This window comes from Pantoea sp. X85, assembly GCF_029623675.1.
In the GTDB taxonomy this organism is placed as follows: Bacteria; Pseudomonadota; Gammaproteobacteria; order Enterobacterales; family Enterobacteriaceae; genus Pantoea; species Pantoea leporis.
This window is the reverse complement of sequence record NZ_CP121108.1, coordinates 3,039,723-3,065,376: the sequence shown is the minus strand read 5'-3', so window position 1 is coordinate 3,065,376 and position 25,654 is coordinate 3,039,723. Positions and strand designations below refer to the sequence as shown.

24 protein-coding genes are annotated in these 25,654 nt (G+C 56.7%); 15 read left to right on the top strand and 9 right to left on the bottom strand.

The features are described from left to right. The first annotated feature begins 10 nt into the window (after positions 1 to 10). Positions 11 to 511: a DNA-binding protein gene (locus P6287_RS14320; RefSeq protein WP_277973959.1), complete on the top strand. Its 501-nt coding sequence runs from the start codon at positions 11 to 13 to the stop codon at positions 509 to 511. On the opposite strand, the gene mgtE is transcribed toward P6287_RS14320, so the two are convergent. The 5 genes from mgtE to ppk1 form a co-directional block, all read right to left on the bottom strand. Further along, positions 508 to 1,941: a magnesium transporter gene (mgtE, locus tag P6287_RS14315; RefSeq protein WP_277973958.1), complete on the bottom strand. Its 1,434-nt coding sequence runs from the start codon at positions 1,939 to 1,941 to the stop codon at positions 508 to 510. The two genes, P6287_RS14320 and mgtE, sit on opposite strands and share 4 nt — an antisense overlap. Positions 1,942 to 2,062: 121 nt before the next feature. Continuing rightward, positions 2,063 to 2,248, bottom strand: coding sequence for a YfgG family protein (locus P6287_RS14310; RefSeq protein WP_110866478.1), 186 nt, complete (start codon positions 2,246 to 2,248; stop codon positions 2,063 to 2,065). Positions 2,249 to 2,401: 153 nt separating this feature from the next. Continuing rightward, positions 2,402 to 3,001, bottom strand: a complete 600-nt coding sequence (tehB, locus tag P6287_RS14305) for a tellurite resistance methyltransferase TehB (RefSeq protein ID WP_245250861.1) — start codon at positions 2,999 to 3,001, stop codon at positions 2,402 to 2,404. Between the two features lie 27 nt (positions 3,002 to 3,028). Further along, positions 3,029 to 4,555, bottom strand: a complete 1,527-nt coding sequence (gene ppx, locus P6287_RS14300; RefSeq protein ID WP_101763505.1) for an exopolyphosphatase — start codon at positions 4,553 to 4,555, stop codon at positions 3,029 to 3,031. 5 nt (positions 4,556 to 4,560) lie between these two features. Continuing rightward, positions 4,561 to 6,621 carry a polyphosphate kinase 1 gene (gene ppk1, locus P6287_RS14295; protein WP_101763506.1) on the bottom strand — a complete coding sequence of 687 codons (2,061 nt, stop codon included), beginning with the start codon at positions 6,619 to 6,621 and terminating at the stop codon, positions 4,561 to 4,563. Positions 6,622 to 6,803: 182 nt separating this feature from the next. Here ppk1 and P6287_RS14290 point away from each other — a divergent pair, with 182 nt between their 5' ends. From P6287_RS14290 to pstB, 3 genes are read left to right on the top strand one after another with little or no spacing between them, the layout of a single operon-like run. Further along, a complete protein-coding gene (locus P6287_RS14290; RefSeq protein WP_277973957.1) occupies positions 6,804 to 8,897 on the top strand; it encodes an ABC transporter permease subunit in 2,094 nt (697 codons plus the stop codon). Beyond that, on the top strand, positions 8,894 to 10,492 hold the full coding sequence (pstA, locus tag P6287_RS14285; protein WP_192233025.1) for a phosphate ABC transporter permease PstA: 1,599 nt from the start codon (positions 8,894 to 8,896) through the stop codon (positions 10,490 to 10,492). Before P6287_RS14290 ends, pstA begins: the two co-directional genes overlap by 4 nt. 11 nt (positions 10,493 to 10,503) lie before the next feature. Further along, positions 10,504 to 11,271, top strand: a complete 768-nt coding sequence (gene pstB / locus P6287_RS14280; RefSeq protein WP_101763509.1) for a phosphate ABC transporter ATP-binding protein PstB — start codon at positions 10,504 to 10,506, stop codon at positions 11,269 to 11,271. Between the two features lie 109 nt (positions 11,272 to 11,380). Here the strand turns inward: pstB and purN are convergent, their stop codons facing one another. Both purN and purM read right to left on the bottom strand, forming a co-directional pair. Beyond that, positions 11,381 to 12,019, bottom strand: coding sequence for a phosphoribosylglycinamide formyltransferase (purN, locus tag P6287_RS14275; RefSeq protein WP_277973956.1), 639 nt, complete (start codon positions 12,017 to 12,019; stop codon positions 11,381 to 11,383). Beyond that, the gene (gene purM, locus P6287_RS14270) at positions 12,016 to 13,056 is read right to left on the bottom strand and encodes a phosphoribosylformylglycinamidine cyclo-ligase (RefSeq protein ID WP_277973955.1); all 1,041 of its coding nucleotides are present in this window, start codon (positions 13,054 to 13,056) and stop codon (positions 12,016 to 12,018) included. Before purM ends, purN begins: the two co-directional genes overlap by 4 nt. A gap of 229 nt (positions 13,057 to 13,285) precedes the next feature. Between purM and upp the strand changes: the two genes are divergently transcribed. From upp to hda, 3 genes are all read left to right on the top strand, one after another. Continuing rightward, the gene (upp, locus tag P6287_RS14265) at positions 13,286 to 13,912 is read left to right on the top strand and encodes a uracil phosphoribosyltransferase (RefSeq protein ID WP_008108331.1); all 627 of its coding nucleotides are present in this window, start codon (positions 13,286 to 13,288) and stop codon (positions 13,910 to 13,912) included. 190 nt (positions 13,913 to 14,102) lie between these two features. After that, complete coding sequence (gene uraA, locus P6287_RS14260; RefSeq protein ID WP_192233027.1) at positions 14,103 to 15,386, top strand: uracil permease; 1,284 nt, start codon at positions 14,103 to 14,105, stop codon at positions 15,384 to 15,386. A gap of 93 nt (positions 15,387 to 15,479) precedes the next feature. Beyond that, complete coding sequence (gene hda, locus P6287_RS14255) at positions 15,480 to 16,181, top strand: DnaA inactivator Hda (RefSeq protein ID WP_036649513.1); 702 nt, start codon at positions 15,480 to 15,482, stop codon at positions 16,179 to 16,181. Here hda and arsC read toward each other — a convergent pair. After that, a complete protein-coding gene (gene arsC, locus P6287_RS14250; protein ID WP_277973954.1) occupies positions 16,178 to 16,525 on the bottom strand; it encodes an arsenate reductase (glutaredoxin) in 348 nt (115 codons plus the stop codon). The two genes, hda and arsC, sit on opposite strands and share 4 nt — an antisense overlap. Positions 16,526 to 16,529: 4 nt before the next feature. Then, a complete protein-coding gene (locus tag P6287_RS14245) occupies positions 16,530 to 17,993 on the bottom strand; it encodes a M48 family metallopeptidase (RefSeq protein WP_277973953.1) in 1,464 nt (487 codons plus the stop codon). A 641-nt stretch (positions 17,994 to 18,634) separates the two neighbouring features. Between P6287_RS14245 and P6287_RS14240 the strand changes: the two genes are divergently transcribed. The 8 genes from P6287_RS14240 to P6287_RS14205 all read left to right on the top strand — a co-directional run bounded on the left by P6287_RS14240 (position 18,635) and on the right by P6287_RS14205 (position 25,575). Further along, the gene (locus P6287_RS14240; protein ID WP_192411400.1) at positions 18,635 to 19,240 is read left to right on the top strand and encodes a DsrE family protein; all 606 of its coding nucleotides are present in this window, start codon (positions 18,635 to 18,637) and stop codon (positions 19,238 to 19,240) included. Between the two features lie 23 nt (positions 19,241 to 19,263). Beyond that, entirely contained in the window at positions 19,264 to 19,872 is a 609-nt protein-coding gene (locus P6287_RS14235) for a DsrE family protein (protein WP_101763515.1), read from the top strand. 126 nt (positions 19,873 to 19,998) lie between these two features. Beyond that, positions 19,999 to 21,024, top strand: coding sequence for a substrate-binding domain-containing protein (locus P6287_RS14230; protein WP_110866487.1), 1,026 nt, complete (start codon positions 19,999 to 20,001; stop codon positions 21,022 to 21,024). After that, positions 21,021 to 22,034 carry an ABC transporter substrate-binding protein gene (locus P6287_RS14225; RefSeq protein WP_192411401.1) on the top strand — a complete coding sequence of 338 codons (1,014 nt, stop codon included), beginning with the start codon at positions 21,021 to 21,023 and terminating at the stop codon, positions 22,032 to 22,034. Before P6287_RS14230 ends, P6287_RS14225 begins: the two co-directional genes overlap by 4 nt. Then, positions 22,034 to 22,897 carry an ABC transporter permease gene (locus tag P6287_RS14220; protein WP_192411402.1) on the top strand — a complete coding sequence of 288 codons (864 nt, stop codon included), beginning with the start codon at positions 22,034 to 22,036 and terminating at the stop codon, positions 22,895 to 22,897. Before P6287_RS14225 ends, P6287_RS14220 begins: the two co-directional genes overlap by 1 nt. After that, a complete protein-coding gene (locus P6287_RS14215; protein WP_192411403.1) occupies positions 22,894 to 23,706 on the top strand; it encodes an ABC transporter permease in 813 nt (270 codons plus the stop codon). Before P6287_RS14220 ends, P6287_RS14215 begins: the two co-directional genes overlap by 4 nt. Beyond that, positions 23,703 to 24,686: an ABC transporter ATP-binding protein gene (locus P6287_RS14210; RefSeq protein WP_110866491.1), complete on the top strand. Its 984-nt coding sequence runs from the start codon at positions 23,703 to 23,705 to the stop codon at positions 24,684 to 24,686. The genes P6287_RS14215 and P6287_RS14210 overlap by 4 nt, the downstream gene beginning before the upstream one ends. A 58-nt stretch (positions 24,687 to 24,744) precedes the next feature. Next, the gene (locus P6287_RS14205; RefSeq protein WP_277973952.1) at positions 24,745 to 25,575 is read left to right on the top strand and encodes a phosphodiesterase; all 831 of its coding nucleotides are present in this window, start codon (positions 24,745 to 24,747) and stop codon (positions 25,573 to 25,575) included. Positions 25,576 to 25,654 lie beyond the last annotated feature (79 nt).

Below are 25,654 nucleotides of genomic sequence, written 5' to 3'. Positions count from 1 at the left end.
GGAGTGAAACATGGAATTTGAGTTTACGCTGCGTTTTCAGCTCAATGATGAGAGCGACATCGATGAAGTGATCGAACGGCTCGGCTCGCAAGGCTGCACTGATGCGTTAATTGGCGCGGGGGTGGCGGGAAAATTAAGCATGACGTTCTGCCGCGAAGACAGCACTGCACAGGACGCGGTGCGCAGCGCGCTGGAGGATGTTTTTCAGGCATTGCCAGATGCGGAACTGATTGAAGCCGCGCCAGATTTAGTCGGGCTGACGGATATCGCAGAGTTGATAGGTGTTTCGCGGCAGAACATGCGCAAGCTGATGCTCAGCCATAGCCCGCAGTTTCCGCGTCCGATTCATGATGGAAAAACAGCCATATGGCATTTAATCGATGTGCTGGAGTGGTTAAATCAGCGTGGTTCAACGCGGGTCAATCCAGCAATGAGTGAACTGGCGCGCGCAACGTTGCAACTCAATTTACAGCAGATGCTGCAACGTTACGCACACTGTTTAAAGCCTTAATGATGCAGCAAAAATATCGTCGCCAGACCAAGGAAGATAAAGAATCCGCCGGTATCGGTGATCGCGGTGATCAGCACGCTGGAGCCAACGGCGGGATCGCGTTTCATCCTGGTCATGATTAACGGAATCAGCACGCCCATCAGCGCGGCCAGCAGCAGGTTCAGCACCATCGCCAGCATCATCACGCCGCCGAGTTGCAGGTTGTCGTACATCAGCCAGGTGACGCCGCCCATAATGCCGCCCCAGAACAGGCCGTTAATCAATGCCACGCCGAGTTCACGCATGATCAGGAACGAGAAGTTACCCGGTTCAACCTGATGCAGCGCCAGCGCACGCACAATCATGGTAATGGTTTGATTGCCGGTGTTGCCGCCGATGCCGGCGACAATTGGCATCAGCGCCGCCAGCGCAACCAGCTGCGATATGGTGGCTTCGAACAGGCCAATCACGCGCGAAGCGACAAATGCAGTACACAGGTTAACCGCCAACCACGCCCAGCGTTTGCCCACCGCTTTGCGCACCGGCGCAAACACGTCTTCGCCCTGGCTGATCCCCCCCATTTTACGGATGTTGCTTTCGTTCTCTTCGTTCACCAAATCGACCACGTCTTCAATGGTGATACGGCCAATCAGTTTGCCTTGAGCATCGGTGACCGCAGCGGAGATCAGGTTATAACGTTCAAACGCGCTGGCGGCGTCTTCCGCTTTATCGTTGAGCTGAAACGTGGTGGGATGCGAATTCATCACTTCTGCGACCAGCATCTTCGGTTTGTTGAGCAGAATATCAGTGAGCGTTAACTCACCTACCAGTTGATTTTGTTCGTCGGTGATAAAGATCTTATCGGTGCCGTTAGGCATTTTTTTGCCTTTACGCAGATAGCGCTGCACCGTGGCTAAGGTCACGTCAGAGCGCACCGTCAGGATATTGAAATCCATGATCTGCCCGACGCGATCGCGATCCAGCTCGATCACGCTCATCAGCCGCGCGCGCAGGCTTGGTTCAAGGGTAGTGAGCAGACGTCCGGTTAAATCGCGCGGCAGGTAGCGCGCCAGATATACCTGATCGTCGATATCCAGCGGCTCGATGGCGTGCAGAATATCGCGATCAGACATTTCTTCCGTCAGGCTGGCCCAAACGGTTTCTGAAGCCTCAACCAGAACGTGACCGCGCTGCGCCGTCGGCACTAAACGCCACAGCGCCTGACGCTCTTCTTCCGGCAAGGCTTCGAGGATGTCGGCTAAATCCGCGGCGTGCAATTGCTGCAGCTCACGCTCTAATTCATGACGCCAGTCGGTGATATCACGCAGTTCGGCGGCATTCAGATCGACGGATTTATCCAGCAGAACATCAACCAGATCGTGCTCGTTGAGCAGCAGGTTGAGAATGTGATGACGGGTTTCAGCTAATTTTTGTGAATGCGAAGCAGACATAACGCGTTCCTTGTGTCTGTAAAGTCAGCTCACAGTGTAGCGCGTTGCGGGTAACAGGACGTAAAAAGCAGCATTGTCTCAAAGGACAATGTTTAGCAGCGACAGCCGACCCGCAAATTATTTAGCGCGAATCACTGGTGCTCAGCGTGACCGGTTCAGGGATGGCTTTCTTTTGCTGATGATGCTCGATGGCACCGGGAATGATGAAAAGCAGGCGGCCAAACAAAATTAAGAAGCTGACCAGTAAAACAATGCGGGTCATGGTGCCAGTTTTGGGACGTCTTCGTGCAGAGATAGCGCTGTTCACGCGGGGTGGATCCTGTAAATGCCCGATGGGCGGAGGCAATATTTAGTCACACTTAGATCGCTAAAGCAATCGCTGTGTGAAAAATGAGCAAAAAAGATTCAGCGCACTGATCGACATCAGACAATCTAACGGCCGCACAAAGCGGCCGTTAATTCAGTAACTGGCTTTCTGCGCCAGCAGCGTGGCGAAACGGGTTTTAATGCGGTTACCGTTTTCATCACGACGATGCAGTTCACCGACCTCTTCGTTGTATTTCACAATATGCCAGTTGCGGTAATAGTGGCTGAGTTCACCAGATTTAAACGCAAACGGGAAGTTTTGCGTATTGGGATAATCATCGGTATCCATCGCCGCCACAATCAGGTTGTAGCCATATTTACGCGTGCTGGCCTGCATATCGGCAATCAGCTGCGGAATGGTTGCCGGCTGCAGGAACATCATCACCACGGTCGACAGCACAAACTGATAACTGCCGTTGAAGCGCACGCTATTGAGATCGCACAGCTCGGTGTGAATGTTCTGTAGATTCTCTTCCGCGATGATGCTGTTCAGGCGCTCCAGACTGGCGGGATTGCTGTCCCAGGCCGTCACGTCAAAGCCATGCTGATTGAGAAACAGACTATTGCGGCCCTGGCCGCAGCCCAAATCCAGTGCTTTCCCTACTTCAAGATGAGGCAGGGCCGCCAGCACTTCAGAATGGGTCGGCGTGAGGCCGTATTTTTCAGCGTAATAGTTATCGGGGCGTGTCGTCATAACCAGATTGCGGGCCAGCTGCCCGCATTACTCCTCTTCTTCCAGCATCAGTTTCCAGCCGGTGACATCATTCCAGTAAGCTTGCTCGCGCTCCAGATCCAGCTGCACCAACGTATTCTGGCTCAGGAAGCCGGCAGGGAAGGTCAGCGTCCAGTGGCCGTCGTCGGTGCTGAGCTTGAGCGAATCTGGTTTGGTGGTCGCCTGGCGCTGATTATTCAGCAGCGTGCCAAGACGCAGCAGGAATACCATCGGCAGAAACTGTTTCTTTTTAAACAAGGTGAAACGCGGCATCTCATCCTGCTTCACCGCTTTGCGGTGATAACGTACCAGCGTGGCCAACAGCATCTGTTGATCCTGATTAAAGCCCGGCATGTTGGAGTTCTGCAGGATGTAAGCCGAATGGCGCTGCATACCGCTGTGATTGATGGTCAATCCCACTTCATGCAGCAGCGCGGCCCATTTCAGCAGCGCCGACAGTTGTGGATTAGCTTGCTTGGGATTCTGCTCCTGCCACTGCAAATAGAGCTTCTCGGTGGTTTCCAGCACGCGACGCGCCTGATCGCTATCAATCGCATAGTGATTTGCCAGACTTTGCGCGGTGCGGCTGCGGATGTCCTGATGACGGAAACGGCCCTCCATCTCATACAGCACGCCTTCACGCAGTGCGCCGTCAGAGAGACGCAGCTCGCGAATCGCTAACGCATCAAACACGCCACACAAAATTGCTAAGCCCGGTACAAATACCGCCTTACGCTCTTCCGACAAGCCCGGCAGGCTCAGCGCATTAAACGACTTATGCTTCAGCACTTCGCTGGTCAGCAACTCCAGCGTTTCTGGCGTGATCAGCTTCTCTTTTTCGCCCATCGCCAGCAGCACTTCACAGGCCGCTTTGATGGAACCCGAAGCGCCCAGCGCATATTGCCAGCCGTGCAGACGATATTGCCACGCCATGGTTTCCAGTTTCTGCGCAGCGGAGAGGCGCGCACGGCGGAAGTTTTCTGGCGTAATTTCGCCTTTGGGGAAGAAGAGATTGGCGAAGCTGACGCAGCCCATGCGGCGGCTCTCTACCAGCTGCGGCTCAAAGTCTTCCCCAATCACCAGTTCGGTGGAGCCGCCGCCGATATCGATCACCAGCTTGCGGCCTTTTTCCGGCTGCGTGTGCTCCACGCCCATAAAAATCAGACGCGCTTCTTCGTTGCCGGAGATCACTTCGATCGGATAGGGAATCACCTCGGCCGCGCGCTGCAGAAACTCTTCCGCATTGCTGGCGATACGCAGCGTGTGCGTGCCGACGATCGTCACGTTGGCGGAACTGAAGCCCTGCAAACGTTCGGCGAACAACGCCAGACAGCTCAGCCCGCGCTCAATCGCTTCTTCGCTCAGGCGATTGTGCGCATCCAGCCCATCGGCGAGATGCACGCGCTGTTTCAGGCGTCCCAGCACTTGCAAAGCGCCATCCACCACGCGGGCAATGACCATATGGAAGCTGTTCGAGCCGAGGTCGATTGCCGCGAATTCCTGAGGTTTCGGCGTACTTTTATGTGAGATTGGCATAGGCGTTATTCGGGTTGTTCCAGTTTCTTGATGTAGTCATAAATGGCCAGCTGCGAACGCACCTTTTTACGGTTGCCGCGCGGCACATAACGATTACTCAGCTCTTTATCGACGATGCGGGCTTTCACCGTATCACTAAACAGAATGGCGATGATGTCCAATATGCGCTGCTTCACGCGGGGATCAAGAATCGCCACGGCAACTTCAATGCGGTGATCAATGTTACGCGTCATCCAGTCCGCGGAAGAGAGGAACACCTTTTTCTCGCCGCCGTTCTCAAAAATATAGACGCGGTCGTGTTCGAGATAGCGGTCAACGATGCTGGTAATGCGAATATTTTCACTGATGCCCGGTAAATCAGGGATCAGCGAACACATGCCGCGCACCAGCAGATTCACTTTCACGCCTGCCGACGAGGCGGCGTAAAGTCGATCAACTAAACCATTATCCACCAGGTTGTTGATCTTCAACGTAATGCCAGCAGGGTTGCCTTGCTGCGCGTTGGCGATCTCGGCATCAATGAACTTATACAGCACGTCACGCGAGTTCTGCGGTGACACCAGCAAATGCTCGAAGGTGACCGGACGATACGGATTCTCAATGAAGTTGAACACGCGACGCACTTCATTGGTGATGCGCGCATCGGCGGTCAGCAATGAATAGTCAGTATAAATGCGCGCGGTTTTTTCGTTGAAGTTCCCGGTACCGATATGCGCATAACGCACCACTTCTTCGCCTTCACGGCGCGAAATCAGGAACAGCTTGGCGTGAATTTTCAGACCCGGCGCGGAGAAGATCACATGCACGCCCGCTTCGGTCAGGCGTTTCGCCCAGCGGATATTGGCCTCTTCATCGAAGCGCGCCTGCAGTTCTACTACCACCGTGACTTTCTTACCGTTATAGGCGGCGTGAATCATCGCATCCATGATGCGCGAGTTTTTCGCTACGCGGTAAATATTGATCTTAATTGCCAGCACGTTCGGGTCGAACGAGGCCTGACGCAGCAGCTCCAGCACATGCTCAAAAGTGTGATACGGATAGTAGAGCAGCACATCGCGATTGCGGATGGCGTCGAAACCGTTGCGGAAGCCGTCAAAGCCGATGTGGCGAATCTGCGGCAGCGGACGGTTTTCCAGATTGCTTTTACCAACGTTCGGGAAGCCGATGAAATCTTTGAAGTTATGGTAGCGGCCGCCGGGAACAATCGAATCGTAGTTCGAAATCGACAGCTTATGGCGCAGCATTTCCACCATCGCATCCGGCATATCGCGCTGATAAACAAAACGAACCGGCTCGGCATTGAGACGCTGCTTCAGGCTCGACGACATCAGCTCCAGCAGGCTCGATTCCATCTCTGTAACCAGATCGTATTCGGCGTCGCGCGTCATCTTCATCGAATAGGCGTTCAGCGTATCGTAATCGAAGAAGCCTTTGAAAATTTCATCGAGGCAATAGCGCAGGATGTTATCCAGCAGAATCATTGGCTTGCGCCGGCGTGGCGACTCAGCCGGCAAGTTTATAAAGCGCGGCACTTTATCCGACGGGATCTCCAGCAGCGCATAACGAATATCGTCGCCGCGAATGATCTCCACCGCCAGATAGGTGTAATCGTCTTTCAGGAATTCGATCAGATCGGTGTCATGGTTAATCAGAATCGGCGTAACGTGCTGGCGTAATTGATGTTTGAAGTAGTAGCGCAGCCACTCTTGCTGATTCGGTGACAGTTGACGTTCGTTAATCAGGAAGATCTGATTACGCGCCATTTCCAGCAGCAGATCGTTGTAGAGCGCATCAAACTCCTGATCCGATTTCTGCACCCGCAGCTGAATTTTCTTTAACAGATGCCGCAAAGAGGTCGGTTTGCCTTGCTCTTCGCTGATCAGAATTCGCCGCTTGAGATCGGCAAAGCGCACTTTATAGAACTCTTCGAGGTTATTGGAGTAAATCCCGAGGAAGCGCATGCGTTCAATCAGCGGATTACTTTTATCCGAGGCTTCCTGTAACACACGTTCATTGAAGCTTAACCAGCTTAATTCTTTTTCTATATACAGCTTATCCTGACCCATTCTGACTCCGAGATGCTGATGCTGGACGGAATGTCCGGCGGAAAAGACGCAAAAATGCGTTACCGCTCAGTGTCCGTCACCATTATGGCGAGAGTATGGCAGGCTTGTCCAACGTCAAAGGTTGTCTTATCAATCAGCTACGGGCAACATAGCGACTTGTTTCCATCGGTAACCTGGCCTGCATGAGCATAAATCGTATTCCCGTCCACTTTAGCGACCGTCGTCGACGCGCCACTGATAATTTAGTGCGCCGCGTCGTCACAGCTTGCGGCGTGGGAATTTTGCTGCTGATGTTACTGCTGTTCTTCTGGTTGATCTGGGTGGTGTTGCCGCTGTTTAGCGCGCCGGGGATGCATGCCACCACCAATATTCAGCTGTGGGACAAAACCCCAATGCTGGCGATGGGCAGCGACGGCCATTTGGGCTGGCGCATTAGCCGCAACGAAGCGCGCTTTATTCCGCTTGATGGTCAACCTGCCGCTCCCGCACTGGCGCTGAATGGCAAACCCGATGCGGCGATCGCAAGCTTTGACAACCGCAGCGTGCTGCTCAATATGCAGGGCGAACTGCTGTTAATGCAACCGGTTATCCGCAACGGCAGCGGCGAATGGGGCTTCCCGCTCGGCGATCGTCCGCTGCGCTTACCGCAAGGCCCGGTCAGTAATATGGCGCTGACGTCGCTCAACGACCATCAATGGTTGATCGCGGCGCAAACCGCAGATGGCATCAGCCTGCTGACGCTGGAAAATCAGCAAAAAGTGAATCAGATTCTGTTACCACAGCAGCAGGCCGATCATCTGCTGCTGTCGCCGGATGGCTCTTTGCTCTACGCCAGCAGCGGGCGTTTGCTGCGCGTGTGGCAAATCACATCTGATGGCGCACAGTTACGTGAAACGCAAACCCTCAATCTGCCGCCGCAAAGCCTGCATATGCTGGCCGGTGGACGCACCTTGCTGATTCAGGATGCGCAGGGCGTACAGCAATGGTTCGCTATCGCCAGTGATAATGGGCCGCGCTTACAACAGATTCACACCTTCAACGGTAGCCAGCAGGTACGCGGAATAACGCCGGAGCCGCAGCGCCGCGTGTTTGCCACTTACGATGCGCAGGGCAAGGTTCAGCTATTTGCCAGCAAGCAGCAGGGCGCGATTTTAACGCGTCAGCTGGCACCGGGCATTCAGGCGCTGGCCTTCGCGCCGCACGGTGATGCCTTGATCATTGAACGCGCCGGGGAATGGCAACAGTTTGCGCTGGATAACCCGTGGCCGGACTTCACCTGGCGCAACCTGTGGCAAAAAATCTGGTACGAAAACTATCCGCAGGCCGATTGGGTATGGCAATCCACCGCGGCGGGCGACACCTATCAAGCCAAGTTCAGCCTGATGCCGCTGGTACTGGGCACGCTGAAAGCCGCCAGTCTGGCGCTGCTGTTTGCCACGCCGCTGGCGCTGGCCGCCGCGATGTACACCGCGTGGTTTATGTCGCCGGGTTTACGTCGCTGGGTTAAACCGGCGATCGAAATGATGGGCGCGCTGCCCAGCGTGGTGATTGGTTTAATCGCTGGCGTGTGGCTGGCGCCGCACATCAGCACCGCGCTGGTTGGCGTGCTGCTGCTGCCGCCGGTGTTGGCCGCGACCTTATTATTGTGCGGCGTGCTGAGTCCGCGTTTGCCGGCCAGCTGGCGACGTCCTGGTTTTGAAGTGATTCTGCTGCTGCCACTACTGTTAGTGGTGACGTTGCTGACGCTGTGGCTGCCGACGCTGTTCTGGCCGGAGATTGGCGAGCGTTTAGCGCATTACGAACAGCGCAACTTATTAGTTGCTGCGCTGGCGATGGGTTTTGCACTGGTGCCGCTGATTTTCACCCTATCGGAAGATGCGCTGTTCAGCGTGCCGGGCGCGCTCGGGCAGGGCTCGCTGGCGCTGGGCGCCACGCCGTGGCAAACCCTGACGCTTGTGGTGCTGCCGGGTGCCTCCGCGGGCATCTTCGCCGCCTTGATGATTGGCTTTGGCCGCGCCGTCGGCGAGACGATGATTGTGCTGATGGCCACTGGCAACACGCCGGTTAGCGAAGGCGGCTTATTTGCTGGCCTGCGTGCGCTCTCCGCCAACATTGCCATTGAGATGCCCGAAGCCGCAGCGGGCAGCGCGCATTATCGCATTCTGTTCCTCAGTGCGTTGTTGCTGTTGATCTTCACCTTGGTGATCAACACCATCGCCGAGTTGATTCGTCAGCGCTTGCGCCAACGCTACAGCCAGCATGAGGGCCACGGATGACGGCAATGAAACAAAACGATCGCTGGCGCTGGCTCACCGCCGGCGCCGTCGCGGTTTGCCTGCTGGCGTTTACCTTGCTGATTGGTTTGCTCGGCTGGCAGGGCGTGCGTGCCTTCTGGCCGCAGCCGGTCGATCAATATCAGTTCCAGCCGCCGCAAGGCAGCCCGGTGATGGTGCTGGGTGAAACCTTGCAAAAGCAGCAGCAGGGCGAACAGTGGCGCTATGTGGTGAAAACCGGCAACCGTGATTTTGCCGCGCCGGATTTCCGCGTGCTCTACAGTCAGGGCGAGGCGAAAACCCGTCGTCCTGCTGATGTGTTGGTGCTGCAGCGCCGCAACGGCGGCAACGCCTATGGTTGGCTGGTGGAGCTGCGCCAGGATAACGAAGTCATGACCGCTCAAAGCCGCGATGCCTTGCTGCATCAGCGTTTGCAGCAGGTACATGAGCAGTTGCGCCAGGCGAGTAACATCCGCCGCATTGAGATGGCGCGCCTTAATGCACAGCTGGAAAGCTTGCAGCAGCAGGCCGATGAGCAGCAGCGTAACGGCCGCTTCAGCCTGGAGGTGCAGTCTGAGTTTGATGCCAATCGCACGGCGTTACAGCGCCGCTTTAACGCGCTGGCGCAGCAGTTAACTCATCTGCAGCACGAAAGTCAGCGCGATACGCTGGTGCTGCGCGATGTGAACGGCGTGGATCACACCATCCTATTGGCGCAGGTGGTAGATGCGTGGTATCCGAATGCCATGACCTTAACCAACAAAACGCTGCACTTCTTCGGTCAGATTTGGCAATTCGTCAGCGATTCACCGACTTCCGGTGGCGGCGAGAGCGGGGCGTTTCCGGCAATTTTTGGCACCGTGCTGATGGTGCTGTTGATGTCGATCATCGTCATGCCGCTCGGCGTCATCGCGGCGGTATGGCTGCACGAATACGCCGGACGCAATGCGTTGACGCGGCTGGTGCGCATCGCGGTGGTGAATCTTGCGGGCGTGCCGTCAATTGTCTACGGCGTGTTTGGCCTCGGTTTCTTTGTCTGGCTGATTGGCGGCACCCTCGACCAGCTGTTTTTCTCCAGCGCCTTACCCAATCCGACTTTTGGTACGCCGGGATTGCTGTGGGCCGCGCTGACGCTGGCGCTGCTGACGCTGCCGGTGGTGATCGTTGCCACCGAAGAGGGATTGTCGCGCATTCCGGATAATCTGCGTCAGGGATCGCTTGCGCTGGGCGCAACGCAGGCGGAAACGCTGTGGCGCGTGGTGCTGCCGCTGGCGGTACCGGCCATGCTCACCGGCTTGATTCTGGCGGTGGCGCGTGCGGCTGGAGAAACCGCGCCGCTGATGCTGGTGGGCGTGGTGAAGATGGTGCCTGAGCTGCCGGTTGATGCGGTGTTCCCTTATCTGCACCTCGATCGCAAATTCATGCACCTCGGTTTTCAGATCTACGATTTGGCGTTCCAGAGCCCTAACATCGATGCTGATCGACCGCTGGTTTACGCCACCGCTTTGCTGCTGGTGGTGATCATCCTGTCGCTCAATCTGCTGGCGATGGCGTTGCGCCATCGGCTGCGTGAGCGTTACCGGATTATGACGCACTAAAAAGGTTTCTGATGACGCCCGATTACGACATTGCCCTTAGCGTTAATCAGCTGTCGCTGTGGTATGGCGAACGCCAGGCGCTGAATAACATTGATCTGCAGATTCCGAAGAACCGCATCACGGCGTTGATTGGTCCTTCCGGCTGTGGCAAATCGACGCTGCTGCGCTGTTTCAATCGCATGAATGATGTGATCGATCGCTGCCGCATTGAAGGCGAGATTCTGCTCGGTGATTACGCGGTGATGCAGGCGAATCAGGATCTTCCCGCGCTGCGTCGCCGCATTGGCATGGTGTTCCAGCGGCCGAATCCGTTTCCTAAATCGATCTACGAAAACGTGGTATACGGTCTGCGCTTGCAGGGCGTGCGCGATCGTCGCGTACTAAATGAAGCCTGTGAGCGTGCGCTGCGCGCGGCGGCGTTGTGGGGCGAAGTGAAAGATCAGTTGGGGCAGAACGCGTTAACGCTCTCTAACGGCCAGCAGCAGCGTTTGGTGATTGCGCGCGCCATTGCCATCGAGCCGGAAGTGTTGCTGCTGGATGAGCCCACTTCGGCACTTGATCCGATCTCAACGCTGGTGATCGAGGAGTTGATGACCACGCTGAAGCAGCATTTCACGCTGGTGCTGGTGACGCACAATATGCAGCAGGCGGCACGCGTGTCGGATTACACCGCGTTTATGCATAACGGACAGTTGGTAGAGTTTGACGAAACCGACAGAATCTTCACCTCACCGAAAGCGCGGCGAACCGAAGATTATATTACGGGACGGTTTGGTTAAAAAAGTCTGCGATTTGTAGCGGCGCAATTTATTGCGCCATGCCCGGATGGGCACGATGTTGCCATCGAAATGCGCGATAAATCGCGCCGCTACGGAATATGCATAACATTCAATCGTGAGCATAGCCTTGCGTCGGTAATAACTGACCATCCAGCCATGCCTTACCTTCACGCATCTGCAAACGCCCATCAACAAACCAGCTGATCACCAGCGGATAGATCGCGTGTTCCTGATGCTGCACGCGCGCGCTGATCTCGTCTTCGCTGTCGCCAGCAAACACCGGCACACGCGCCTGCAAAATAATCGGTCCGCCATCCAGCTCGTCAGTGACAAAATGCACTGAGGTGCCATGCTCCTCGTCGCCGTTTTCCAGCGCCTGACGATGCGTGTGCAAGCCTGGATATTTCGGCAACAGCGACGGATGAATATTCACCAGACGATCGTGATAGTGCGCGACAAAAGCGCTGCTGAGGATGCGCATATAACCGGCCAGCACCACCAAATCCGGCGCGTAAGCATCAATCTCCTGCATCAGCTGGCGATCAAAGGCTTCGCGGTCGGCAAAATCACTGGCGGCTAACGCATGCGGCGGGATATTGGCTTCCCGCGCGCGCGTTAAACCATAGGCGCTGGCTTTATTACTGAAAACGGCAGCGACGCTGCCGTTGATACGCCCGCTTGCACAGGCGTCGAGGATGGACTGAAGATTGCTTCCGTTGCCGGAGATCAGTACAACCAGTTTTTTCATGGATTGATAACCACACGCTCTTCTGAATCAGACGCTTTAATCACACCGATTTTCCACGCTTTTTCGCCTGCGTCGGTCATCAGCTGTACCGCTTTATCGGCTTCTGCCGGGCTCAGCGCAATCACCATGCCCACGCCGCAGTTAAAGGTGCGGTACATTTCGTAGCGGCTGACGTTGCCCGCCTGCTGCAACCAGCTGAACACAGACGGCCACTGCCAGCTGCTCTCTTCCAGCACCGCCTGGGTGTTGTCTGGCAGCACGCGCGGGATATTTTCCCAGAAGCCGCCGCCGGTCAGATGCGAAATCGCATGCACATCAACCTGTTCGATCAGGCTAAGGATGTTTTTCACATAGATGCGGGTTGGCGCCAGCAGGTGATCGGCCAGTGATTTGCCATCCAGCTGTTTGGTGGCCGGATCGGTCTGGCTGACTTCAAGAATCTTGCGCACCAGTGAATAACCGTTCGAGTGTGGGCCGCTGGAACCCAACGCGATCAGCACGTCGCCGTCCTGCACTTTCGAACCGTCAATGATCTGTGATTTTTCCACCACGCCGACGCAGAAACCCGCCACGTCGTAATCTTCGCCGTGGTACATGCCTGGCATTTCAGCGGTTTCACCGCCGACCAGCGCACAACCCGACTGCAAGCAACCTTCGGCGATGCCGGTGATCACCGATGACGCGGTATCCACATCCAGCTTGCCGGTCGCGTAATAATCGAGGAAGAACAGCGGCTCAGCACCCTGAACAATCAGGTCGTTAACACACATCGCGACCAGATCAATGCCGATGCTGTCGTGGCGTTTGAGATCCATCGCCAGACGCAGCTTGGTGCCGACGCCATCGGTTCCGGAGACCAGCACCGGCTCGCGGTACTTCTGCGGCAGCGCACAGAGCGCGCCGAATCCGCCCAATCCACCCATCACTTCCGGGCGGCGGGTTTTTTTCACTACGCCTTTAATACGGTCAACCAGATCGTTACCAGCATCGATATCAACACCGGCGTCTTTGTAGCTGAGAGAGGTTTTGTCGGTCACTGCGGAATCCCCACGCGAGTTGCGGTTGGTGGCAAAAATTAAGCGCGGCAATTCTAACAGCGCAGGCAAACGTTTGCGAGTCCCATCTCATGCTGCCTTTGCATCGCCTCAGATTTTCGCCAATCCTTAGATGACGCAGGCTATTGACCGATGACAAGTGGCGCAGCAGCGAAAAGGCGGTATAATCCGGCGATTTTTTTTAGCTCAACTCAATTCCGGGAGAACAATCATGAAGATCGTGGAAGTCAAACACCCGCTGGTCAAACATAAACTGGGCCTGATGCGTGAGCATGATATCAGCACCAAGCGTTTCCGCGAGCTGGCCTCGGAAGTGGGCAGCTTGCTGACCTATGAAGCCACCGCCGATCTGGAAACCGAGCGCGTCACCATCGAAGGCTGGAATGGTCCGGTTGAAATCGATCAGATCAAAGGTAAAAAAATCACCGTGGTTCCGATTCTGCGTGCGGGTCTTGGCATGATGGAAGGCGTGCTTGAGCACGTTCCCAGCGCGCGCATCAGCGTGGTGGGCGTGTATCGTGATGAAGAGACGCTGGAGCCGGTTCCTTATTTCCAGAAGCTGGTTTCGAACATCGAAGAGCGCCTGGCGCTGGTGGTCGACCCGATGCTGGCAACCGGCGGTTCGATGATCGCCACCATCGATCTGCTGAAAAAAGCCGGTTGTACCAGCATTAAAGTGCTGGTGCTGGTGGCCGCACCTGAAGGTATTGCCGCGCTGGAGAAAGCGCATCCGGATGTGGAGCTCTACACCGCATCTATCGATCAGGGATTGAACGAGAAGGGCTACATCATTCCTGGACTCGGCGATGCCGGGGACAAGATTTTCGGAACCAAATAAAAGAAACCAGCCGGCCAGAGAGTCGGCTTTTTTTTGGCAAAAACACAACATTGTCATCCTCGAGTTATTCGAGCCAGGGCAAGGCGGCAAACGAGTTCATCCCGATGAGCTTACTTAAGTAAGTGATTCGGGTGAACGAGAGCAGCCAACGCAGCCATGGCTCGAAGAACGAAGAGGATAGGGGATAATAATGACTCGTCGTGCTATTGGTGTGGGCGAACGTCCGCCACTGTTGCAAACCATTCCACTCAGCTTACAGCATCTGTTCGCCATGTTCGGCGCAACCGTGCTGGTGCCGATTCTGTTCCACATCAACCCGGCCACGGTGTTGCTGTTTAACGGTGTCGGAACGCTGCTCTATCTGTTTATTTGTAAAGGCAAAATCCCCGCTTATCTCGGATCGAGCTTTGCCTTTATTTCGCCTGTGCTGCTGCTATTGCCGCTGGGTTATGAAGTGGCGCTGGGCGGCTTTATTCTCTGCGGTTTGCTGTTCTGTATGGTGGCGCTGATCGTCAAGAAAGCCGGTACCGGCTGGCTGGACGTGATGTTCCCACCGGCAGCGATGGGCGCGATTGTCGCGGTTATCGGTCTGGAACTGGCGGGCGTGGCGGCGAATATGGCCGGCCTGCTGCCTGCTGACGGCACATCGCCAGACAGCAAAACCGTGATCATCTCGATGGTGACGCTGGCGGTGACCGTGTTTGGTTCGGTGCTGTTCCGTGGTTTCCTCGCCATCATCCCGATTTTAGTCGGCGTGTTGGTCGGCTATGCGCTCTCTTACGCGATGGGCATTGTGGACTGGACCGCGGTGGAAAATGCGCCTTGGTTTGCGCTGCCAACCTTCTACACGCCGCGTTTTGAATGGGTGGCGATGCTGACCATTCTGCCAGCCGCACTGGTGGTGATTGCCGAGCACGTGGGTCACTTGGTGGTCACCGCGAATATCGTGAAGAAAGATCTGATCCGCGATCCGGGTCTGCACCGCTCGATGTTCGCTAACGGTTTATCCACCATGATCTCCGGTTTCTTCGGCTCCACGCCGAACACCACTTACGGCGAGAACATCGGTGTAATGGCGATTACCCGCGTGTACAGCACCTGGGTAATTGGCGGCGCGGCGATCTTTGCCATTCTGCTCTCGTGCGTCGGCAAGCTGGCGGCGGCGATTCAGGCGGTTCCTGTGCCGGTGATGGGCGGCGTATCGCTGTTGCTATACGGTGTGATTGGCGCGTCCGGTATTCGTGTGCTGATCGAGTCTAAAGTGGATTACAACAAAGCGCAGAACCTGATCCTGACCTCGGTGATCCTGATCATCGGCGTGAGCGGTGCCAAAGTGCATATCGGCGCGGCCGAGCTGAAAGGCATGGCGTTGGCGACTATTGTAGGCGTGGGTCTGGCGCTGATCTTCCGTTTAATCAGCGTGTTGCGCCCGGAAGAGGTGGTGCTGGACGCTGAAGAGAAGCGCGAAAGTTAAGGCTGCAAGCCGGGCAGGGAAGCCCGGTTCATCTCCGGCAAAGATCGTGATAAACTTGCGCGGTTTTCTGCCCGCTCATCCGTTGAGGTACTTCTGAACACGCCGGCACAGCTCTCATTGCCACTCTATTTACCCGATGATGAAACCTTCGCCAGTTTCTGGCCGGGGGAAAACACGTCTCTGCTGGCGGCGCTGCAAGGCGCACTCTCTCAGCAACACGGTAGCTATCTCTATTTCTGGTCGCGCGAAGGCGGTGGCCGCAGTCATCTGCTGCATGCCGCCTGTGCGGAACTCTCGGCGCGCGGCGAAGCGGTGGGCTATGTGCCGCTGGATAAGCGCACCTGGTTTGTGCCGGAAGTCCTGGAAGGCATGGAGAATCTGGCGCTGGTGTGCATCGATAATATCGAGTGCATCGCGGGCGATCCGGAGTGGGAAATGGCGATCTTTGATCTCTACAATCGTATTCTGGAAATCGGTAAAACGCGTTTGCTGATTACCGGCGATCGACCGCCGCGCCAGCTCAATCTCGGCTTACCGGATCTGGCTTCACGTCTCGACTGGGGACAGATTTACCGTTTGCAGCCGCTTTCTGATGACGACAAATTACAGGCGATGCAGCTGCGTGCCGGATTGCGTGGTTTTGAGTTGCCGGAAGATGTCGGGCGCTTCCTGTTGAAACGCCTCGACCGTGAGATGCGCACGCTGTTTGATACGCTGGATCGTCTCGATCGCGCCTCCATCAGCGCCCAGCGCAAACTCACCATTCCTTTTGTTAAAGAAGCGCTGGAGCTTTAGATAATCTCCAGCACCGCTTCGGGTGGACGACCAATACGCGCCTGTTCGCCCTTGATCACAATCGGGCGTTCGATCAGTTTCGGATGATCCACCATCGCTTGCAGCAGATGAGACTCGCTTAACGCGCTATCCGCTAAAGCCAACTCTTGATACAAGTCCTCTTTACGCCGCATCAGTTCGCGCGCGCTGTGCATGCCGAGCTGTTTCAACAGACGTTTTAGCGTGGGGACATCGGGCGGCGTCTCAAGATAAAGCACCACATCGGGCTCGATACCTCGCTCCTGCAACAGCACCAGCGTTTCGCGGCTCTTGCTGCAGCGCGGGTTGTGATAAATGCTGACCATCTTCTTATCCTTTTTGATAAACCTTAAAACGCTTCTGCAGTTCACGGAACTGGTCGATACGTGCGTCATAGCGCGCTTGTTTCAGGCTGCCGAGCGGCACCTGCGCGCTGGCGCTGCTCAAGGTGGAGATCGCCTGATCGAGCTGGCCGTTGAGCGCCAAACCTTCCGCGCGCGCCGAAAGTTCTTCATCGCGCAAACCCTGCGCCGCAGAGGCCTGCGCCAGCAGATCAAAGGCGTTAACATCGTCTGGATGGGCAAAGGTGTAGCGATTGAGGATGCGGCTGGCGTTGGCGGGCTGCTTCGCTTCAACATAGGCATTAGCCAGATTCAACTGCAACACCGGATTGCTGTTGCTGCCTTTGGCGCTGCTGAGCATGGCGATCGCCTGCTGCGGCTGATTCAGGCCGATGTCGATGTCGGTCATGATATCAAGGAACCAGACGTTATCCGGCTGCTTCGCCAGCAGCGGGGCGATCACCCGTTTGGCGCTATCAAAGCTTTTGGCCTGCAGGAACTGTATCGCTTTGCCGTACTGTGCCGCCTGCTGCTCGCGCACGTTGCCTTTGGCGTATTCGTTCAGCAGGTCATCAGTTAGCTGATTGCGGCCAGTGGCGTACATGCCGAGCGAGCGCACTTTCGCCATGTAGAAATCCTGCGACGATTGCACCACCACCGGACGCATCTGGTTGGTGCGGTTACGCGCATCGGCAAGTCGGCTGTCGGGTAACGGGTGCGTCAGCAAAATTTCCGGCGGCTTGGAGGAGAAGCGGCTCTGATCCGCCAGCTTCTGCAAGAAAGTCGGCATCGCTTGCGGATCGAATCCGGCGCGTTGCAGCACCTGAATACCGATGCGGTCGGCTTCCTGCTCGTTGCCCTGGGTAAAGCTGATAATGCCTTGCTGCGCACCCGCCAGCGTACCGGTCAACGCCGCCATGCCGGCTTGCGGGCTGGCCATTGCCAGCAGAATCGATCCCAATGCGCCGACCCAGGTCAACGGCGCAGTGCGTCGCTGCTCTTCCATGGCGCGTGCCAGATGGCGCTGCGTGACGTGCGAGATTTCGTGCGCCATCACCGACGCCAGCTGGCTTTCGTTATCGGTATAGCGGAACAGCGATGAATGCAGCACCACGTTGCCGCCAAAGAAGGCGAAGGCGTTGAGTTCGTCGTTCTGGATCAAAAAGAAGTGGAACGGCGTCCGCACCGAGTTGGCATGCGCCACCAGTCGCTGACCAAGCTCGTTAATGTATTGATTCAACAGCGGGTCGTTGATCAGAGGCGCACTGGCGCGCAGCTGGCGCACGTAGAAATCGCCCATCTGCAGTTCCTGATTAATCGAAAGCGTTGAACCTGCTGTGGTGCCCATGTCGGGCAGCGTATCACTCACGTCAGCGCGCGCACTCAGCGCAGGCGTCAGCAGCAGCGTAGGAATAAGGGCCGCCAGCACTGATTTTTTCAACCGGTTAAACATGCCTTGATCCTGTAAAAGTCACCCGAAATTGGACAGGTAAGTGGTTCAAATGTTCTGCACTATTTTTCCCTTTGCGGAACGCGCTCTATCTTAACCAGACTGCGGCGACAAGCAAACGATGAAGATTCATGAGCTTTAAATGAAAAAAGGGTTACAGCATGACGAAATTGCAGCAAAAAATTGAATAGCACGCCGCGATTTAAACAGGCTTCTTTATCCGCAGAAGTTAAAGTTACGTAAAGTTGCTCAAAATTATTGAATTTGGCATGAACTTTTCCAGGTTTACTCTGAAAAGCGGCGGTAAATCAGCGGTGTTGGCCCGCTTTATCCATCAGTGTTTTTAATCGTGAAGACGACACGCAGAGCATGCTACACAGTTATCATCGGACGGATTTTAAACGCACGTAAACTTACTCCCTCTGTATTAGGATCACAATTTCACGGCCACGCATTTCTCAACTTCTGCCAAAGCGACAATCGAAACCCTTTTTCAATTAACCTTGCTAATTATTTTTCACGCAATGAAAACGCCGGACAGCCCGTCACTACAGGACTTTTGCCTTGCTCACGCTGTGGTATAGATAAGGCACTTTATTCAAACGGACTGTGAATTGACGCGCAGTGTAAGCCGGAGAGTTTTTATGCGTTCTGTAGTTTCATACGCCCTTATCGCAATTGTCGGTGGCTTTGTTGGCGCCACCGTGAGTAAAGGTGATGACCTGTATCAGCGTGTTGTCAGCCATTTCTCCTCTGCACCCACCGATCCCGACGGCTTCTGGAGCACGCCCGCCGTCGACGGCTACGGCAAAATCCATTACGAACCGGATGCGGCTTTCAAACCGGTGGTCGGTTTAAGCAACAAAGTGGTGTTTCAAATTACCCGCAGTGAAGGGGAGATGACGCGCCCAAATCTTGGACTGGAGCGCGTAGCGCGCGTGGTCAATCTCTATATCGCTTCGGGCGTGCCCGCTGACGACCTGCACTTTGTGGTATCGGTCACCGGTGATGCCACGCCAGCGATGCTGGATAACGCGCATTTCCAGCAGTTCTACCAGGCGGACAACCCCAATCTGGCGCTGATCGGCGCACTGAATAAGTTGGGCGTGAAGGTTTCCGTATGCGATCAGTCGGTGGCGTTCCATCACTTCCCGAGAGCGTGGATTGACCCATCGGTGATTCATGCACTCTCCAGCCCGACCACCGTGTCGACGCTGGAAAATCAAGGTTATGCACTCTTACAGATGTAAATTTCAGGCACAGGAGAAGTGAAATGCGTCCAGCATCCTATATCGTTATTGCGGCTCTGGCAGGGTTTGTCGGCGGCAATGTATTACAGCTCCCCGATTTGGTCGACAAGGTTAGCGACAAATTTGCTGACAAGAAAAGTGAACCGGCGGATTTCTGGAGCACGCCGGCGATCGAAGGTTACGGCAAAATCCACTTTGTGAATGTGCCGGACTACAATCCGGCCACCACGCCAGGGTTGAGCAATAAAATCGTCTTCCAGATCAACCGTAATGAAGGCGATGTGCGTCAGCCGAACCTTGGGCTGGAGCGCGTGGCACGCGTCACCAATCTCTATTACGCGGCGGGCGTGCCGCTCGATCAGCTGAAATTTGTGGTGTCGATTAACAGCGATGCGGTTCCTGCGGCATTGAATAATGAGCAATTCCGCAAAACCTACGGCACCGATAACCCCAATCTCAAGCTGATTGATGAGCTGAAAAAAGCCGGCGTGAAGGTGACCATTTGCGATCAGTCGGTGGCTTTCCATCAGCTGGAGCGCAACTGGATCGACACGCGCGTCACTCACACGCTGTCGAGCGGCACCACCGTGGCGTCGCTGCAGAACGAAGGTTACGCCTTCCTGATGCTCTGATTTCTGCCTGACAGCAGTTCGCGCTGCTGTCATCCCGCTGTCATTTATCCGCGATGTTGCTGTCACAGTTCGCCGCTACTTTAAGCGCCAATGAGATCGATCTCATTGGCACTTTACGAGGCGAACATGTCCGATTTAATCAGCGTGGCCAAACTGGCTGGCGTTTCTCGCGCTACCGCCGCCCGCGCATTCTCTGATCCGCATCTGCTGCGAGCTGACACGCTGGAAAAGGTGTTGAGCGCCTCTGAGCAGCTCGGCTTTCGCCCCAATCACATTGCTCGCCAACTGCGTACCCAAAGTTCAACCACCTTCGGCGTGCTGCTGCCGTCGCTGCTGAATCCGATTTTCGCCCGTCAACTGCAAGCGATGGAGCGTCAGGCGCGTGCCGCCGGTTACGGTCTGCTGGTGGCAACCAGCGATTATCAGCCCGAGCGGGAAGCGGCGATGGTGGAGCACATGCTGAACCAGCGCGTTGCCGGTTTGGTTCTTACCGTCGCCGACGCCGACAACAGCGCCATCCTGCATACGCTGCATCAAGCCAGCATGCCGTTTGTTCTGACGCATAACGTGCCGCAGGCCACGCACTGGCCCGCAATTTGCGTCGATAACCGCCAGGCGATGCAGCAAGCCACCGAACACCTGCTGCAGCTCGGCCATCGCCACATCGGTATGGTGGCCGGTCCCATGCTGCAATCGGATCGCGCCCGTCTGCGCTATCAGGGCTATTGCGATGCCATGCAGCAGGCCGGATTGCGCGCGCTGCCGGTACTCGAAATGCCCAGCCATACCCAATCTGATTTCGCGCTGCTGCAGCCGCAACTGAGTGGCGACACGCCGCTCAGCGCGGTGATCTGCACCAACGATCTGCTCGCCATCAGCCTGATTGGTGCTGCGGCGCGCGCCGGAGTGCGCATTCCGCAGCAGCTGTCGGTGATGGGTTTTGATGGCATCGATATCGGCGAGCACATCGCGCCGTCGCTGGCGAGCGTAAGTCAGCCAGCTGACATGCTCGGCGCCGGGGCGATCGACATGCTGTTACAACAAGCCAGCCACGGCACGCGCGTGCTGCCACATCGATTAAGGCTCGGGGCCAGTATCGCCGCGCCAGCAACCTCTTTTTCTTCCATTGCCACTATCAGGGAACCATCATGAAAAAAGTCACAATGATTGCCGGGGCGCTCGCACTGACCGCCGGTTCGCTGTTCAGTTCGCTGGCGCAGGCCGCCGATACGGCGATTTGCTACAACTGTCCTCCCGAATGGGCGGACTGGGGAACCCAGCTTAACGCCATTGCTAAAGACACTGGCATTCAGGTGCCGCAGGACAATAAAAACTCCGGCCAGGCGCTGGCGCAGCTGGTGGCGGAGCAGGGTAATCCGGTGGCAGATGTGGTGTATTACGGCGTCAGTTTTGGCATCCAGGCGGATAGCGCCGGTGTCATCAGCGCCTATAAACCCGCGCATTGGGACGAGATCCCAGCGGGAATGAAAGATCCCGACGGCAAATGGGTGGCGCTGCACTCCGGCACCATGGGCTTTATGGTTAACCTTGATGCGCTGGGCGGCGCGCCGGTGCCGCAATCCTGGGACGATCTGCTGAAGCCTGAATACAAAGGCATGATTGGCTACCTCGATCCGGCTAGCGCCTTTGTCGGTTACGTGGCGGCCGTGGCGGTCAACCAGGCGAAGGGCGGCAACATGCAGGACTTTACACCCGCGCTGACATGGTTCAAAAAACTCCAGGCTAACCAGCCGATCGTACCGAAGCAGACCGCCTACGCGCGCCTGATCTCCGGTGAGATTCCGATCCTGCTCGACTACGACTTCAACGCCTACCGTGCGAAATATAAAGATCACGCCAATGTCGCCTTTGTGATCCCGAAAGAGGGCACGGTTACGGTGCCGTACGTCATCAGCCTGGTGAAGAACGCGCCGCACGCAGACAACGGCAAGAAAGTGATCGACTACGTGTTGTCGGATAAAGGTCAGGCGATTTGGGCCAATGCCTTCCTGCGTCCGGTACGCACCTCGGCGATGTCCGCTGACGCGAAGAAATTCTTCCTGCCAGACAGCGATTATGCGCGTGCGCAAACCGTGAACTATCAGCAGATGGCCGATGCGCAGAAGGCCTTCTCGGCGACATACCTGAGCGAGATGCGTTAATGTCGATGGCTGACACGCTGGCGGCCTCGCGCCGCCAGATACCTACGCAACCGGGCAGCCGCTGGTTGTGGCTGACGCTGCCCGCGCTGCTGTTCTTCTGCGCTTTCTGGCTGCTGCCGTTTGCCCGCCTGCTGCAAATCGGCATGCAGGACGATCGCAGCACCCAGCACAGCGGTTACTGGACGGTGATCACGCAGCCGCACTATCTGCTGAGCCTGCTGAACACTGTGCTGCTGTCGCTGGCGGTCACGCTGGTGACGTTACTCATCGCCGCTATCGTCGGCTGCTTTCTGGCACGCCAGCGCTTTGCCGGGCGCGGCACCTTGCTGGCGTTGCTGACCTTTCCGCTGGCGTTTCCCGGCGTGGTGGTGGGTTTTCTGGTGGTGATGCTGGCTGGACGTCAGGGATTGCTGGCGCAAATCAGCATGAGTTTGGTGCATGAACGCTGGACGCTGGCCTATTCGCTGGCGGGTCTGTTTATCGGTTACCTCTATTTCTCGCTGCCGCGCGCCATCGTCACGCTGGTAGCAGCCAGTGAAAAACTCGATCGCTCGCTGGAAGAAGCAGCACGTTCGCTCGGCGCCAGCCAGTGGCGCATCACCTGGGATGTGATTGTGCCCGGCCTGCAACCGGCGCTGCTCTCCACCGGCGCACTGTGCTTCGCTACCAGCATGGGCGCTTTTGGCACCGCCTTTACGCTCGGCACCGATTTGGCGGTGCTACCACTGACCATTTACGGCGAGTTCACCAATTACGCCAACTTCGCCACCGCCGCCGCGCTGTCAGTGTTGATGGGTGGATTCGCCTGGCTGGCACTGATGCTGGCGCGCCGTCTGGCGCAGGCTAAGGAGGCGCAATCATGAAACGTCGTGGACTGTTTAGCCTGCAACTGCTGATCACCGCCATCACCGCGCTGTTTATGATCGTGCCGGTGGTGCTGTCAATGCTGGCGGGCGTCACCAATAACTATTTCATCGGCCTGCGCAGCGGCTTCACGCTGAAGTGGGTGGAGCAAGTGTGGCAGATGTACGCCGATACTTTCTGGCTGTCGCTGCTGATCGCGCTGTTCTGCCTGCTGGTTACCTTGATGATTGGCGTTCCCGCCGCGTGGGGATTGCTGAAAGCGCCGGGTCGCTGGGCGGCGCGTATTGAAGAGTGCTTGATGCTGCCGGTGGCGCTGCCCGGTCTGGCGACCGCGCTCGGCATCATTCTGCTCTACGGCCAGTTTTCCGGCCTGCGTGATAGCTGGCTGTTCATCTTGATTGGTCACGTGCTGTTTACCTTGCCGTTTATGATGCGGCCGGTGCTGGCGGTGATGCAGGCGGTGGATATGCCGCGCCTGGAAGAAGCATCGGCCAGCCTCGGCGCCAGCTTGTGGCAGCGCTTCTTTACTGTGGTGGTGCCGAACTGCCGCAACGGCATTCTTGCTGGCGCGTTTATGGTGATCACGCTGTCGGTGGGGGAATTCAACATTACATGGATGCTGCACACGCCGCTGACCAAAACCTTGCCGGTCGGCCTTGCCGACAGCTATGCCTCAATGCGGCTGGAAGTGGGTTCCGCCTACACGCTGATTTTCATTCTGATGATTCTGCCGCTGCTGCTGATGCTCAATGCCGTGAATCACTGGCTTAACCGCGCGGTTTCGCGCCAACACAAGGAGGCAGCATGAACCCTGCGGCCGTTACCGTGACGCTGCGCGGCTGCGCACGTCATTTTAATCATCATCAGGCGCTGCAACCGCTCGATCTCACAGTGCATGCCGGCGAAACGCTGGTGCTGCTGGGGCCGTCCGGCTGCGGCAAAACCACCACGCTGCGCATTATCAGCGGGCTGGAGAGCTGCGATGTCGGCGGCGAAGTGTGGTTTGACGATCGCAACGTTACCGCTTTACCGATTGAAAAACGCAACGTCGGCATGGTGTTCCAGAACTACGCGCTGTTCCCGAATCTCAATGTGGCCGGGAACGTAGCGTACGGCCTGAAAGTGCAGGGCGTGGCGCGTGCCGAACGGGAAGCGCGCGTACAGGAGATGCTGGCGCTGGTGGATCTCACCGCGCTGGCGCAGCGTAGCATCGACAAACTCTCCGGCGGCCAGAAGCAGCGTGTGGCGCTGGCGCGCGCGTTAGCCGCGCGGCCCAAAGTGCTGCTGTTTGATGAGCCGCTGGCGGCGCTGGATGCGCGCCTGCGCGATCGTCTGCGTCTGGAGATCGGCGCGCTACTGAAGAAGCTGGCGATCACCGCCGTTTACGTGACGCACGATCAGCAGGAAGCGATGGCGCTCGGCGACCGTATTGCGGTGATGGAGCAGGGACGTTTGGTGCAGATCGATACGCCGCAGAAAATTTATCAGCATCCGGCGTCAAAATTTGTCGCCGATTTTGTGGGCGCGATTAACTGCGTGGATGTGGATACGCGCGGCCATCCGCAGCGCTTTTGCCGCCCGGAAGATGTGCTGCTGGCCAGCGATGAGCGTTATCCGCGCCAGGGTTTTATTGTTGCCAGCACTTTTCTGGGCGCGTCGCAGCGGTTGATGATCGACATCGGACTGGCGACGCCCATTCAGGTGGATCGCCACGCGCGTGAAGCCTGGCATGCCGGACAAGCGGTGAGCTGGACGCTGGCGCAGGACGCCGCGCTGCAGTTTTCTTAATTGGCCCGATTGCCATAAATGGCGACCGCCGCGCTTAAACATCCAAAGGAAAAAATTCGTGTCTGAAGCAATGACGCTCATCGCGCAAATCAGCGATTTACACATCAAGGCCAACGGCCGTTTATCCTACAAAAAAGTCGACACTCAAGCCGCGCTACTGCGGGTGATTGAGACGCTAAACCGCCTTGCGCCGCGCCCCGACATGATGGTGATTACCGGCGATCTGGTCGATTTCGGCACCGCGGCAGAGTATCAAACGTTAAAGCAGGCGCTGCGTCAGCTGCAGCTGCCGTTTCTGCTGATGCCGGGTAATCACGACGATCGCCAGGCGCTGCGTGCGGCGTTTCCAAATCATCACTATCTGCAGCACGGAGCAACCCTGAACTGGCAGATGCAGGTGAAAGGCGTGCAGCTGCTGGCGCTCGATTCCAGCGTGCCACAGCAGCCGTGGGGCTATGTGGATGAAGCGCAGTTGCGCTGGCTTGATGAGCAGTTGCAGCGCCAGCCGCAGTTGCCGACGCTGGTGATGCTGCATCATCCGCCGTTTCTTTGCGGCATCGAACATATGGATAACCAGCCGCTGCGCAATCCGGCGGCGCTGGCGGCGATTATTCAGCGCCATCCACAGGTGGAACGCGTGCTGAGCGGCCATCTGCACCGCTCGGTGCAGGCGCGTTTTGCCGGTACGCTGGCGTGCGTGGCGCCGGGTGTATCGCATCAGGTGGCGTTTGATCTCGCGGAAAATGCACCGGCGAATTTTATGCTGGAGCCGCCCGGTTTTCTGCTGCATCGCTGGCATGCGCAGCAGGGCATGAGCACGCATTTGTGTGCTATCGGCGATTATCCCGGTCCGTGGCCGTTTTACGATGCCAACGGTTTGATCGATTAGCGCCAGCGCAGAGAAAGAATTGTGTGAGGCTGACAGGATGCTTCGTGCTCAATTTGCGTTGTGGGTGTACAATCGCCCG

Coding starts and splice junctions, on each gene's coding strand:
- P6287_RS14320 (WP_277973959.1), top strand. CDS start 11: ATGGAATTTGAGTTTACGCTGCGTTTTCAGCTCAATGATGAGAGCGAC.
- mgtE (WP_277973958.1), bottom strand. CDS start 1,941: ATGTCTGCTTCGCATTCACAAAAATTAGCTGAAACCCGTCATCACATT.
- tehB (WP_245250861.1), bottom strand. CDS start 3,001: ATGACGACACGCCCCGATAACTATTACGCTGAAAAATACGGCCTCACG.
- ppx (WP_101763505.1), bottom strand. CDS start 4,555: ATGCCAATCTCACATAAAAGTACGCCGAAACCTCAGGAATTCGCGGCA.
- ppk1 (WP_101763506.1), bottom strand. CDS start 6,621: ATGGGTCAGGATAAGCTGTATATAGAAAAAGAATTAAGCTGGTTAAGC.
- P6287_RS14290 (WP_277973957.1), top strand. CDS start 6,804: ATGAGCATAAATCGTATTCCCGTCCACTTTAGCGACCGTCGTCGACGC.
- pstA (WP_192233025.1), top strand. CDS start 8,894: ATGACGGCAATGAAACAAAACGATCGCTGGCGCTGGCTCACCGCCGGC.
- pstB (WP_101763509.1), top strand. CDS start 10,504: ATGACGCCCGATTACGACATTGCCCTTAGCGTTAATCAGCTGTCGCTG.
- purN (WP_277973956.1), bottom strand. CDS start 12,019: ATGAAAAAACTGGTTGTACTGATCTCCGGCAACGGAAGCAATCTTCAG.
- upp (WP_008108331.1), top strand. CDS start 13,286: ATGAAGATCGTGGAAGTCAAACACCCGCTGGTCAAACATAAACTGGGC.
- uraA (WP_192233027.1), top strand. CDS start 14,103: ATGACTCGTCGTGCTATTGGTGTGGGCGAACGTCCGCCACTGTTGCAA.
- arsC (WP_277973954.1), bottom strand. CDS start 16,525: ATGGTCAGCATTTATCACAACCCGCGCTGCAGCAAGAGCCGCGAAACG.
- P6287_RS14245 (WP_277973953.1), bottom strand. CDS start 17,993: ATGTTTAACCGGTTGAAAAAATCAGTGCTGGCGGCCCTTATTCCTACG.
- P6287_RS14240 (WP_192411400.1), top strand. CDS start 18,635: ATGCGTTCTGTAGTTTCATACGCCCTTATCGCAATTGTCGGTGGCTTT.
- P6287_RS14235 (WP_101763515.1), top strand. CDS start 19,264: ATGCGTCCAGCATCCTATATCGTTATTGCGGCTCTGGCAGGGTTTGTC.
- P6287_RS14230 (WP_110866487.1), top strand. CDS start 19,999: ATGTCCGATTTAATCAGCGTGGCCAAACTGGCTGGCGTTTCTCGCGCT.
- P6287_RS14225 (WP_192411401.1), top strand. CDS start 21,021: ATGAAAAAAGTCACAATGATTGCCGGGGCGCTCGCACTGACCGCCGGT.
- P6287_RS14220 (WP_192411402.1), top strand. CDS start 22,034: ATGTCGATGGCTGACACGCTGGCGGCCTCGCGCCGCCAGATACCTACG.
- P6287_RS14215 (WP_192411403.1), top strand. CDS start 22,894: ATGAAACGTCGTGGACTGTTTAGCCTGCAACTGCTGATCACCGCCATC.
- P6287_RS14210 (WP_110866491.1), top strand. CDS start 23,703: ATGAACCCTGCGGCCGTTACCGTGACGCTGCGCGGCTGCGCACGTCAT.